The 12788-nt window shown below is 37.0% G+C and carries 11 protein-coding genes; all 11 read right to left on the bottom strand.

Annotation, left to right across the window (positions count from 1 at the left end):
• Positions 1 to 729: 729 nt before the first annotated feature.
• Positions 730 to 1344 carry an SIS domain-containing protein gene (locus tag IGL70_RS10105; RefSeq protein WP_002287124.1) on the bottom strand — a complete coding sequence of 205 codons (615 nt, stop codon included), beginning with the start codon at positions 1342 to 1344 and terminating at the stop codon, positions 730 to 732.
• A gap of 605 nt (positions 1345 to 1949) precedes the next feature.
• The gene (locus tag IGL70_RS10110; RefSeq protein WP_002298948.1) at positions 1950 to 2327 is read right to left on the bottom strand and encodes a hypothetical protein; all 378 of its coding nucleotides are present in this window, start codon (positions 2325 to 2327) and stop codon (positions 1950 to 1952) included.
• Positions 2328 to 2626: 299 nt separating this feature from the next.
• Positions 2627 to 3508 carry a UTP--glucose-1-phosphate uridylyltransferase GalU gene (gene galU, locus IGL70_RS10115; RefSeq protein WP_002287122.1) on the bottom strand — a complete coding sequence of 294 codons (882 nt, stop codon included), beginning with the start codon at positions 3506 to 3508 and terminating at the stop codon, positions 2627 to 2629.
• A 42-nt stretch (positions 3509 to 3550) separates the two neighbouring features.
• Entirely contained in the window at positions 3551 to 4570 is a 1020-nt protein-coding gene (locus tag IGL70_RS10120; protein WP_002287121.1) for an NAD(P)H-dependent glycerol-3-phosphate dehydrogenase, read from the bottom strand.
• Between the two features lie 632 nt (positions 4571 to 5202).
• Complete coding sequence (locus tag IGL70_RS10125) at positions 5203 to 6207, bottom strand: SIS domain-containing protein (RefSeq protein WP_002287119.1); 1005 nt, start codon at positions 6205 to 6207, stop codon at positions 5203 to 5205.
• A gap of 12 nt (positions 6208 to 6219) precedes the next feature.
• Positions 6220 to 7269: an SIS domain-containing protein gene (locus tag IGL70_RS10130; protein WP_002299093.1), complete on the bottom strand. Its 1050-nt coding sequence runs from the start codon at positions 7267 to 7269 to the stop codon at positions 6220 to 6222.
• 16 nt (positions 7270 to 7285) lie between these two features.
• Positions 7286 to 8107, bottom strand: a complete 822-nt coding sequence (locus tag IGL70_RS10135) for a PTS system mannose/fructose/sorbose family transporter subunit IID (RefSeq protein ID WP_002287116.1) — start codon at positions 8105 to 8107, stop codon at positions 7286 to 7288.
• Positions 8094 to 8873, bottom strand: a complete 780-nt coding sequence (locus tag IGL70_RS10140; RefSeq protein ID WP_002299096.1) for a PTS mannose/fructose/sorbose/N-acetylgalactosamine transporter subunit IIC — start codon at positions 8871 to 8873, stop codon at positions 8094 to 8096. The genes IGL70_RS10135 and IGL70_RS10140 overlap by 14 nt, the downstream gene beginning before the upstream one ends.
• A 16-nt stretch (positions 8874 to 8889) precedes the next feature.
• Positions 8890 to 9360, bottom strand: coding sequence for a PTS sugar transporter subunit IIB (locus IGL70_RS10145; protein WP_002287114.1), 471 nt, complete (start codon positions 9358 to 9360; stop codon positions 8890 to 8892).
• A gap of 11 nt (positions 9361 to 9371) precedes the next feature.
• Positions 9372 to 9791, bottom strand: coding sequence for a PTS sugar transporter subunit IIA (locus tag IGL70_RS10150; protein ID WP_002294017.1), 420 nt, complete (start codon positions 9789 to 9791; stop codon positions 9372 to 9374).
• 80 nt (positions 9792 to 9871) lie between these two features.
• Positions 9872 to 12649: a sigma 54-interacting transcriptional regulator gene (locus tag IGL70_RS10155; RefSeq protein ID WP_179189396.1), complete on the bottom strand. Its 2778-nt coding sequence runs from the start codon at positions 12647 to 12649 to the stop codon at positions 9872 to 9874.
• Positions 12650 to 12788 lie beyond the last annotated feature (139 nt).

A 12788-nucleotide genomic window follows, 5' to 3' on the forward strand; every position in this document is an offset into this window, starting at 1 on the left:
AAATGGATAATCAAATGAATTATACAGTAAAAATGACATTTCCACATGAATAATTTATTAGAAAATCACTTTTTTCTATTTTGCTTTTTTTCTCCTATGTATGATTATTTTTTTCTCTTTCCATTTATATTAAGTATTTTATTTCTCTGTTTTTCCTTAAAATTCTTTTTTTATTTTTAGATTAGAGAAAATCTCGTCCTGTTTTTTTCATTTTACAATCATTGAAAAATTGAATTTCATTGCAAAAAAAATAATAAACACTTATAAATATCCATTATCTATCCTTCAATTTTTGTGTATTTTATTTCTATTAGAAAAAGGTATCCTGTTGGACAATTTTGTTATATCAGGTAAACTTCATTGCAATAATGATAACAAATGTACTATAATTACTTTGTAAAGAGTTTTGGGGAAGACTCTTTCATCAACGTGTATTAAGAGACAAGAAAGAATCCATATGGATTCTTTCTTGTCTCTTTTTCCACTACTTTTTATTTTTCTGACACTACATATTCTTATAACTCATTTCTCATAACTGTGAAACAACTTATAAAAATAACAAACTTTAAACAAAACAAGCTTAAAATCAAAGATGATCCATCTTAAAATAACTAAAACAAAAAAAGTAGTCGTTGTTAATCCTCATTAATAATCGTTTTCTTTTTTTCAAACGCTCCATTTTTATGTGGAACATTATTTTTTTAAGGAACTTTGTCAACATGTGGATAACTATTTTCCACTTGTGTCCTGGACTAGCTGTTTTGCTGTAAAATACAAAACTTGCTGCAGCAAAAAGATCGTTGCAAGAGAGGCTGTTCCGCAGATCGCTGGATCTAGATTTGGCAAAGTCAAGACTGCATCATGTAAATTGGCGTGGTTGTCCAAAACCAAATCAGCAAATTCAAATAATCGCAAACCACTGCTATGTTGCGATTTGATACTTCGTGACAAATCAAATCCAGTAACAATGATTAATGGATGACCATTTTCTTTGATCCACTGAGCTAGTTCGATGATTGCCGGGTTTCTTCCTTCATTCGAAAGAAGAAGAAAAATGTCTTCTGATTTGACAGAAAGCTGATCAATAATTGCCTGTCCTGCACCTTCTAGCGTTTCATAGACACCTCCGGCTGGATTTTCAATCAATATACTTGGTACAAGATCCGGGGTTTGATCCCAAAATTCAAATGCTACACCACTTAGTGTGCGGCTAGCATATATCTGCAATCTACCACCTTGATTAATTTGTTTCGCGATCCAAGTGCCAGCTTGAAGCATCAGCGGCTCTTCTATCCTTAATTTCTCTTCCAATTGGTGATAATAGTCAAAATAACATAAACTCATTTATCTCTCCCGCCTAGCTATACTTGACATGAATAGAAACAGCTGCCTAATCTAAGGAAGTACATAAAAAAACAGTAGTTAGACAGTAACACATGTGGTCTTTGCTGTTTCAAACACAAAAAAGGCATTGAACGAATACGCCCAATACCTTGACATAGCAAATAAAACAACGTGCAGACCATGGAAAATATCTACATAGGGGTAGAATTTTCACCCTAGATTAGGTACAATAAATTAGGTCGATGCACTGCATTGACTATGGCAAAATGATCGGTCAGGGTGTATGTGTGTGACTGGTCATTCCCTGATTCTTAGCGCCAACTAAGGGTCAGGGAGCCTTTTTTTATTCAGCTGTTTCTATCTGAATTTATTGTAAGTAATCTCTTATCCAAGTGCAAGCACGAAAATACAAAAAAACATTGGTATGATTTATATATATATAAATAACATAAAAAAAGGAATGGCTTATCCCGATACAACAAGCATTCCTTTAAAAAAGATTCTTTTATATAAGTGAAAAAAGCTTTTTTCCACCAATTAAATAAATCTCTCATCTCAATAGTTTATCCATTATTTTATCTTTTTTTGCGTATACCTACTAAATATTACCGTCTTCTTCTCGTTCTTCTACTTTGTTCGAGAGAATCTGTACTAGAAAAAGTAGTTGTATGTCTACCTTTTCTGCCTATCCGAGACTTTCTTTTCATATATGGGATATAAATGATTAGATACAGTACAGCAAAAAATAAAGCAAATACGCAAGCTTCCCAACTACCTAACGCCAATTCAACCATCAAGGTAGCAACCGCAACGGATGCTGCATACCAGATAAAAATCAGAAACGTTTCTTTTTTTCTGACCATGCGAAACATGATAAATAGACTAATAAGCAATAGTGGCAACACAAATATCCAATTGCTTCCTTCCATCAGCCACTTGAGTATATCAAGCAGCGACTGTGCAACAGCGACTAATTTTCCCATAGTGAACACACACCTTTTTTTATAATTAAAAAATTCGCCTTTTTATTCTACTATGAATCTTCTGGCTTGGCTTTCATTTCTCTTATGTAATCATTTTCTTTTATACAACTTAAAAAAAAATTAAACCATTAGCAGAATATTTTCTGAATCTATTCACGAAAGTCTTTTTCTATCTTTCGTTTTCCACGACTCAACTGATCTAGAGTCAAAAAACTAAAACGACAGTTGCGCAAATGACGCACAAGCTGCCGCTTTAATAACAAATAGCCTTTCATTCTCAGCAGGCCACTTATTTCCAGTTAACTTTCTGTTCTTAGCTTTTTACTCAACTGGATAATATATGCACTTAATGAAGTCCCAATTTCCGAATGTTGAAGTCCATATTCAATATTTGTCTTCATATATCCTAACTTATCGCCTACGTCGTATCTTTTTCCTTTAAACTCTCTCGCATAGACCGCCTCTGTCTGGTTAAGAGTCTGAAGTGCATCCGTTAGCTGTATCTCGTTTCCTGCTCCTGGTTCTTGAGTTTCTAATATCTCAAATATTTTAGGAGTCAGTAGATAACGTCCGATAATGGCTAAATTACTTGGTGCTTTTCCCATTTCAGGTTTTTCTACAAACCCTTTTACTCTGCAACGACCCTTTTCGCTATCTGTTTTAGGATCAATAATTCCGTATTTAGATGTTTCATTTTCTGGTACACGCATGACGGCAACAGCGGAAGCTTGTGTTTCTTCATAATCCATCATCAATTGTTGAGTCAATGGGATATCATCTTTCATCAAATCATCCCCCAGCATGACGACAAACGGTTCATTTCCTATAAATGCTTTTGCTTGAAGCACGGCATCCCCCAGTCCTCTTGGATGAGATTGACGGATGAAGTGAAGATTGACTTGAGTCGTTTCTTCAACTAAAGCGAGTAATTCTGTTTTTTCCTTTTCCCGCAAATTGTTTTCCAATTCGATATTTGCATCAAAGTGATCTTCAATGGGTCTTTTTTCTTTTCCCGTTACGATCAAGATGTCTTCGATTCCCGAATCCAATGCTTCTTCCACAATAAACTGGATCGTTGGTTTATCCACGATTGGAAGCATTTCTTTTGCCATGGCTTTTGTTGCCGGCAAAAAACGTGTTCCTAGCCCAGCGGCAGGAATGACTGCTTTTTTGACCTTCACTTGCTGTTCCTCCTAAACGACGATTAACTATTGATCATCTATTTAACGAAGAGAAAATTCATTCTCCATTTTTCCGTCACGTAACATGATTTCTTTTGCTGCTTTTTTGATATCTTCTCCATTATACAAAACATTATAGATTGTTTGAGTAATTGGCATCTCAACACCTAGCTGTTGAGCTAGCTCTACTGCTGCTTTTGTCGTTGCCACACCCTCAACGACCATTCCCATGTTTTCTAGAACTTCTTCCAGCTTATGTCCCTGTCCTAACAAGTTACCGGCACGCCAATTGCGAGAATGAACACTTGTACAAGTAACGATCAAGTCCCCCACACCACTCAAACCGATAAATGTCAGAGGATTGGCACCCATCGCGACACCAAGACGGCTGATTTCTGCCAATCCTCGAGTCATGATTGCTGCTTTTGCATCATCTCCGAATCCTAATCCATGGATAGCGCCGGCACCAATTGCAATGATATTTTTCAGTGCTGCACCAGTTTCTACGCCAATCACATCATTATTTGTATAAATCCTGAAATAATCATTCATGAACAGTTTTTGTACATAGGCTGCTGCTTTTTGATCAATACTTGCAGCTGTAATTGTTGTGATATCATGTACTGCCACTTCCTCAGCATGGCTAGGACCAGATAATACAACAATTGCCTGTCTTTTTTCTTCTGGAATTTCTTCAGCCAAAACTTCTGAGATTCGTTTATGCGTATCTTGTTCTAGTCCTTTACTTGCATGTATAATGATTGGCTTAGTATTCATTTTACCAATAAGTTCCTGTGCGACTGAACGAATCGCTTTTGTTGGAACAACAAATAAAATAGCATCTGCGTTATCCACTGCTTCTGCCAATTCTTTATATCCGATAATCGATTCTGGGATCGTCAAATCAGGTAAAAAATGCTGATTTGTATGATACTTATTGATTTCATCAATCTGTTCAGGTACATTTCCCCAAATACGGACATCATGCCCGTTTTCTGCCAATGTTTGTGCTAAAGCAGTGCCCCAAGATCCAGGACCAAGAACTGCGATTTTTTGTTTCATGGATATTCCTCCAAATAAATAATTGATAATTTCCATTATAGTATACATTTCTTAAAGTTGGGACTAATTTCCATTGTTTTTAAGTGTTTGTTTACTTCTTTTATCGTTTTTACTTGAAATAATCAATGATATGTTACAATAGTCTACATTTTATTTTTACACTCGTTATGCTTTGCTTGTTCCTAAGAGGAAGCAGTTTTGACAATGTTACTACCAGCATTACTATTAGGAGGTTAGGAAACTTCTCCTAGTGAGTATTGATTTAAAATACATAAGAGACAGATTGAACATTTCTAAATCTGTCAGGTCCTGCAACGGACAGATTGTCTCTGTTGACGGTTGACATAGGAACTTTTGTTTTAGTCAACATTCTGGATACAAAACGCTATGTAAACTGGCGCAACTCGTTGTACTTGGACTTTTACTACGGATCCATGCAACAACTAAATAGTACTATTGCATAACAAAAAATGGTTGACACCCACATGTCCCATTAAACAGATTATAAGTTGAACTGTAGATAATGCAAAAAATGTGTTTTATAACGTAATTGATGCCAATATTTTAAAAAAATAAAGGGAGCAGTTATCGCTGCTCTCTTTATTTTTTATATTCTTTTTATCCAGTCTATCCTAATAATCAAACTGACGATAGTAGCGGCGTATCTCTAATGGATGGCAGTTCAACTGCTCCACATGAGCATCGATGCGTTGTGTCACTACATGCATCAATAAGAAAGACAAAACACGTCCGCGATATTTTTCACTGATACCTTCTACTGGATAGTCTTTTGTGTCTATCAATGTATAATTGCTGCAAATTTTTGGCAAAAGTTTAGCCACACGTTCAGATAACACTCTCTGTTCATCTTCGCCTAAAAATAATGTGACTGGGGTTGTTTCTTCTACGATCTCTAACGTCCCGTGAAGAAACTCGGCAGCATGGATAGATTTCGATGGAAGCCAGCTTTGTTCTTCCCAGTAACACATGGCATATGAATAAACAGCTCCCCATTGATTCCCTGCTCCAATAAAATAATGCATACTATCACGTCGATGTTTTTCTGCAAATGATAAGCCAAATGCATCTGCTTTTTTCTCTGCTTCCACTAGCCCTGTTGGTAAATAACGTTCGAGCTGTTCATAGTATTCTGAATAAGCTTCGAATTCTCCATTCAAATACATCAATCGATCTGCTGCCATAAAAAATTTGATTTGTTCTGTTCCAGGAGCTGGATAAGTGACCACAAAATCGCATAGCTGAGACAACTTACTGTTCGCTTTATCGATAAATCCAATCAGTGTCGCTCCTACTTTCTTGATTTGTTCTACTGCTTTCACTACTTCTTGAGTTGTACCGGTAACAGAGGACAAAATAACGATAGAATCTTTTGTTAATCTTTTGTTTCCAGTAGTGTAATATTCTGCAGCATGCTGTACAAAGACAGGCAAGTTGCTTTTCCCATTCATATAAGTGACAGCTTGCATCGAGGAAGCATACGTTCCACCGATTCCTAGATAATAGACAGCGTCAAATTTTTCCGCATAAAGTTTATCGATGATTTCTTCTACTTGCGGACGTAAAGCTAGTGCGCCTTTTATTGCTTTGATTTGTTCTTCTTCATTGAATTTCAGCATGATTTCCACCTCTTATAATTTACTTTTCAAGACTGTATCAAAGTCTTCAAAAATCTTTTTGTTCAAGTCAATACCTTTAGCTACTGCGGTTTTATAAGCGAATAGTTGAAACGGAACGACAAGCGCTAATACAGACAGATATTCATCACATTCTATTGCTAATCCAAGTGTTTTCTCGTTTCTTGCTTTTTTTGTGGTAATGGTGAGAGTCTCTCCAACGTACCGACTCATATATCTTTGCAACTTTTGCGAACGTTCCTTATTTACACTTTCCCCTTCAATAAAGAATAGCAAATGCGAAGCATCTGCCTCCAGGTATGGGCCGTGCATATAAGCTTCTAACTCAAATCCTTGTGACGGAACGCGGATTGTTTCAGTCAATTTCGTCTCTGCTTCTTTAGCTGTTCCCCAGTTTGGACCATATCCAATGGTGACGAAACGCTGTGCTAAACGAAATAAACTTTGATATCCATCAAAAAATTCTTCCGTTTTTTGAATAATCGCTGGTAAATGGTTGATTATTTTGCGCAACTGTTGCATGTAGTCTTGTTCTATTTTTTTGCTGATTTTATTTTTACTTATTCCAATTCCTATCCCTAAGAGTAGTAACTGTAAAACAGTCGCAGAATAGCCTTTTGTAACGAAGCCTACTGATTCTACCCCGGCACCTAAATCAATAATTTGTGCAGCTTCTAAAGCAAGTGGACTTTGCACGTCATTTGTGATAGCAACAACAGGTAACCCTTGTTTTTGTATCATTTTTACTGCTTCAACAGTAGAAGCACTTTTCCCGCTTTGTGACACAGCAATCACAGTATCGATTGAAGGAGAAAGTTTTCCATAATGGGAAAAATAAAAAGGTTCTTGAATATCGACAGTAAGATCACCATAAGATTCCAATGCTGGCTTCGCTGCTAAACAAGCGTTATAAGATGAACCCGTTGCTAAGATCAGTAAATTCACTGTTTTTTTCATATGTTCTCTTGTCGAAAAATCATTCTTTTTCAAGATCGTACTTAGTACTTCCTTTTCTTCATAGATATAATCTTGCATCGTAAACATTTTCTCTGCTCCTTTTTTAAAAAATCCCTATCCACGAACCAAAAATTCCAAAGAAAGCTAGTCCGATCAAGATCGTTAATGGTTTCACTTCTTTCTTCAATAGATAAAACACTATGCCAAATGCTCCAAGACATAAGATATTTGGAACGATATCATCAAAAATACTTTGAACAGTCACAGCATTTTCTCCTGAACCGATTTTTAAAGGAATATTGATGGTGATCATCGTGGCAGTCATTGCTCCAACGACCATCAGTCCAATAATAGACGCGCCTAATGTCAAACTTTCCATCATACCGTTTGCCTGGATCTTTTTCAAAAAACCCGTTCCTAAGCGATATCCCCAACCTGTTGCTAGATAGCGAAACAGAATATGCGGAATATTGAAAATCAAAATGAACAAGATAGGGCCTAAAATATTTCCTTGCATGGCTAAAGAGGTACCCACACCTGTGGCAATCAATCGCAAAGTTCCCCAAAAGAAAGAATCTCCTAACCCTGCAAGAGGCCCCATCAAAGATGTTTTGATACTATCGATCGCAGTCACATCAAATTCAGGATCATCCTTATTTTCTTCCTCCATTGCAGCCGTGATTCCTAAAATCAGTGTAACGATATGTGGGGTCGTGTTAAAAAACTCTAGATGCCGTTTCAAAGCTGCTGCCATTTCTTCTTTCGACTGATATAACTTTTTCAAAATCGGAATCATTGCATAAACATAAGCCATATTCATCTGACGTTCATAATTCCAAGAAAACTCCATTTGAAAAGAACGCCAAAATACGTGATTTAGCTCTTTTTTCGTTATTTTGCTGTTTTTGATCTCAGAATTCTTCATCTTCTTCTACCTCCCCTGCAGTTGTTTGAAGTGGTAGTTGACGGACATTCATAATATTGACTACCACAACTGCTAAAATCGCACCAAAAATAGCTACTCCGGTCACAGGAATCTCTAAGTAAGAAGCTATAGCAAAACCTAAGAAAAAATATGGTGCAACTTGTTTGTTGATCAGCAAACGAGCAAGCATCGCAAAACCAAGAGCTGGAATCAACCCTGTAGCTACTGACAACCCCTTTTGAACGAAGTCAGGAATCATATTTAATAGATTTCCGATCGTATTGCTTCCCACCATATAAGAAACCATTACCACAACACCAAGCATCAAGGAAAGACCGATACCGGCAAGCAAGTGCATATGCTCGACTCCTTTATAATTTCCTTCTTCTGCATAACTGTCTGCTTTATGGTTCATAATTGGAATCAAAAGCCCTAAGTAAATATTTTTCAATATCAATGTCAACGTAGCAATCGGCAAACCTAGTAAAAGCGCGGTTTCTGTACCGGCTCCAGCTGTAATAGCAAAAGCCGTCCCTAAAATCCCACCGGTCACAACATCAGGTGGAATCGAAGCACCTACTGAGAACGATCCGATAAATGCTAACTCTAAAGTTGCGCCCATAATGATCCCAGTTTTTACATCACCTAACACGATTCCTGTAAACAGCCCCGTCACAATCGGACGAGAAAGCAACGATGTCCCTAGTGCATATTCTGATTGTGCGACAAATGCAACAATTCCTAATAAGACTGCTTGTACAATCATTGAGGTTCTTCCTTTCTTACAAAACTTCTCTTACATCCACTTTTTTATCTGCTGGTACTTGACGGATCTCTACTTCTATTTGTTTGTCAATTAATCGTTTCAAGCGTTCCTCCTCTTCTGGTAAAATATTTACCGCTTTTCCGATGCTGCGAGTACCAGGTTTTGCCTTGATCCCTCCTAAGTTGATGGTTTTGATTTCTGGATACGCTTCTGCCAGCTTATATGCATCCTCGATCGATTCCACTACGATGAATAACTTATATTTATCTGTCACCCCGCTTTTCAACGCGGCAATCGAGTCATCAATTGATTTGATCACTAGTTTGACTCCTTGTGGCTTGGCTAATTTGATCGTTGTCTTTCGTATCTCATTCGTAGGTACATCATCATTAGCAATCAAAATACAGTCTGCGCCTATTGTTTGTGTCCATGAAAAAGCTACTTGTCCGTGTAATAACCGATGGTCGACTCTTGTCAATACAATCATTTTTCTTCCTCCTAAAATTCGTCTTCTTCTATTTTCTGATTGAGCCGCTCGTTACAAAACTGGATCATTTTTTTTGAATCAGTTAGCACCTGCTGGATCAAAACAGTTGTCTCTACTTCAGCGTCCAACCGAGATACTAGCTCAATCAATAGTGGCAAATTCAATCCGGCAACGAGATAGACATGATCCCGATTGATATATTGTAAGAATTCGTTGTTGACACTTCCGCCAAAAAGATCCGTCAGAACAATGATTTCTTTATCTTTGTACCTCATAAAAAGCTGCCTTACTGTTTCCGCTAAATCAAAATTCTCATCAGTATAGCAATCCAATACAGTAATAGAATGATTTTTCCCATAGATCAGCTCTAATGAATCTAATATCCCTGAAGCAAATTTTCCATGGGAAGCTAAGATAATTTCTCTATCCACTTTTTCATCTCCTCTTTTCACTTACACATACTAAAAAAGCAAGTTGCATGCCAAAATTAGTGGCAACAACTTGCTTATGTTCAAAATTCTTCTTCTATCGAGAGAAACTCTGTATCTTCACTCAAAATATCATAGATATAGGCAATCTCAGAATTGGGGATCATGACACTATAATGCTCTTCAATGACACTAAACGCAGATTTAATAGCAGATAACCCTTCTTTTTGACACTGCTTCCATTTCTCTAATCCTTGATAGGTTTCGATTGGCATTTGTCGGATCAATCGTTCAATGAGACAGCTCACATGGACATACAACGCTAATTTTTTGGGATTGCTGATGCTTCGATTCAACTGCACCTCTAATTCTCTCATAAAATGATCGATTTCTCCCATCACCTTCTCTGTATCTAGAATAGTCACGGAATCCAGTACTTTTTCCAATGAAAAATTACGAATGATGCGCTGATTGAATATTTCCTTCTCTGAAGCATTCATAGTAGTGTCCAACCATTCAGCTAGTACAGACATCTTTTCCCCCGAGATGAGGTCTTCTAATGAAAGATATTCGATATTGGTGATATCAGGATCTGTGGTGCCAATCATTCCTACGACTTCGTATATGGAAAATAATGGGTCACTGTTTTTCTTATCTTTTAATTGCTGATATTCATATGGGATGATTTTCAACTGACAAGCCGTAGGTAAGCTTTTTTCTAGCAGTTCACTTAAGTGGACCGCCGTACCGATTCCAGTGAAGCAAGTAGTAATGAGTGCTTTGGGTTTGTTTTCCTCTGGATAGAGCAGTCGCCATTCTGGCTGGATCTGTCGAACAGTCTCTTCTGCTATCTCTTCTAATGATACATTTTTTTGCAGGCATTCCCCTACTGTGATTGCTAAAGGTGTCGTCACATTATTCAAAATCAAAAGCGGTACGGATAACTGTTTTTTAAAAAACTGATGGATTTCTTTCAGAGATCCCATGTCTACTAATATGATCAATCCATTTGAAACATCGCTGTTTTCGCAATAATCAAGGATTTCTGAAGCAATCTGCTGTGGTGTGACATCTAGTGGCATATCAAATGATTCAAATAGATCCTCTTGTAATAAACGATTTACTACATTTGCCATACTGCTAGCAGTTGCATAACCGTGAGCAGCAATCATCGCTTTTGGCAGTCGTTTTTCTTTTGACCATTTCGCTTTTTTTAGATAGATCGTCAGTAAAATCCGATCCATACTTGTGTCTTCAATATCTAATTTGATCTTACTTAATTCCAGAATTCGTTGGACATAGTGATAACTAGATGGATAAGACTGAGAAACTTGTTGTTCTAATTCTTTGATTAGTTGGATAATATCATGTTCTTCCGGTAACCATTTGATAGTGCTTCGCTGATAGAGATAGTAACTCAAGGCATAGACACTGTTTCCATCGAATTTGATTTGATAGGCAGTTTCCATTTGTCGAAAGGTCTCTCGGATAGATTGTGTCCAATAAACCAGCAGCTCGTGTTTTTCTTGTCTACTGGTCTCAAACAGCAAAAAATCAAATAATTGAATCATTTCTTGCTTTAATTTTCCTTCGCAAGAATATAGCAGACAGTTATTTTTCTTGAAATCAATTAGGATTTGCTCAAAACTTTTAACGATTCGCTGCTGTTCGGGCTGTTGCTTCTCCATTAATTGCTCTAAGGTCTGGTCTTGCGTAATATAGATTCCTTGCTGTGCTGTATTTTTAGTAATAGGCTGCGCAAGTAGTTCTTTTTGCAAATGATGGATCGTGACATGGATTTCAGGCTGTTCACGCTGTTCAGCATATGCTTTTGCTGCTGAAACTTTGACGATATTTTTCAGCTCTCCTATGTTTCCGGATAATTTCTGACTTGTTAAAAGTGACAAAGCTGGTCCACTGACTGACAAAGGGCTCCCCATTTTTCTTTGTTCTTCGAGAAAAAAAGAGTAAATCAGTTCTAGCCGTTCATTACGACTACGCTGATTAAGTGCAGGTAGTTCGATTCGGATAGGTATTCTTCGAATGAAAGTTGTTAAGAAATGACTAGTAATCTCTTCAGTCGTAGCAAAAAAGAGACGTGTTTTGATCCGGCGTGACAAATTAGGTTCTCCCATACGATAAATCACACCTTGATCAAGATAGGTGAACAGTTTTTCCTGACCTTCTGGTGTTAAGCGATGTACCTCGTCTAAAAACAAGATCCCACCATCTGCTGCTTCAAAAGCCCCTTTTTTATTTTCTTCTGCACCAGTGTACGCTCCCTTAACATGTCCAAACAAATTGCTAGTCAAAAGTTCAGGATTATCTGCATATTGTGCACAATTAAAAGTGATGAATGGTGCAGAATCTTCTAGCAGATCATGAAGCAGACAATACTGATAGACCAAATTAACTAAATAACTTTTACCTGTGCCACTTTCGCCTGTAATCAAAAGTGGTAATCCGCCATCTGGATAGTAAAGAGCTGTTTTGATTTGTTCGATACTTTCTTTCAAACTGGCGTCGTATCCGATCATAAAAGAGAATAAGTCTTTTGGTTGCGCGAAAAAAGGCTGTTCCTCTTTGAGATCATCGATAGAAAAATAAAAATTCGTGCGTAACTTAAAAAATTGTTTTTCAAAAGCTTCTTTGTGGAAATAAATCACTGGTCGAGAATTGATTTTGACTAGTAGTTGCTCATCATTTAACTGGTTCAAATAATGACTGACTGTGTTTCTTTTTACCCCAAAATGATCAGCTAACCTTTGTGCTGTAAAGACCTCGTTCATATGTTCTAAATCGAAAAAGGCTGTCTGGTTCTCTAAGTAACATAAAATTTCCTTCTTCAACAACTTATTCACCCCTCCTCCATCATAGAAAACGGATTCATTTTGTCAATAAAATCTTTAATAAAGAATTGAAAAATATATCTTATCATAGACAGCAGCCTACTTATCCCTTATAATTTTTATTCTAAAAAACGTACAGTTCCTTCCAGTT

The sequence above is a fragment of the Enterococcus sp. DIV0901a genome, assembly GCF_051711525.1.
GTDB lineage: Bacteria > Bacillota > Bacilli > Lactobacillales > Enterococcaceae > Enterococcus_B > Enterococcus_B faecium.

Coding starts and splice junctions, on each gene's coding strand:
- IGL70_RS10135 (WP_002287116.1), bottom strand. CDS start 8,107: ATGAAGAATTCTGAGATCAAAAACAGCAAAATAACGAAAAAAGAGCTA.
- IGL70_RS10120 (WP_002287121.1), bottom strand. CDS start 4,570: ATGAAACAAAAAATCGCAGTTCTTGGTCCTGGATCTTGGGGCACTGCT.
- IGL70_RS10110 (WP_002298948.1), bottom strand. CDS start 2,327: ATGGGAAAATTAGTCGCTGTTGCACAGTCGCTGCTTGATATACTCAAG.
- IGL70_RS10130 (WP_002299093.1), bottom strand. CDS start 7,269: ATGTTTACGATGCAAGATTATATCTATGAAGAAAAGGAAGTACTAAGT.
- IGL70_RS10105 (WP_002287124.1), bottom strand. CDS start 1,344: ATGAGTTTATGTTATTTTGACTATTATCACCAATTGGAAGAGAAATTA.
- IGL70_RS10145 (WP_002287114.1), bottom strand. CDS start 9,360: ATGATTGTATTGACAAGAGTCGACCATCGGTTATTACACGGACAAGTA.
- IGL70_RS10140 (WP_002299096.1), bottom strand. CDS start 8,873: ATGATTGTACAAGCAGTCTTATTAGGAATTGTTGCATTTGTCGCACAA.
- IGL70_RS10125 (WP_002287119.1), bottom strand. CDS start 6,207: ATGCTGAAATTCAATGAAGAAGAACAAATCAAAGCAATAAAAGGCGCA.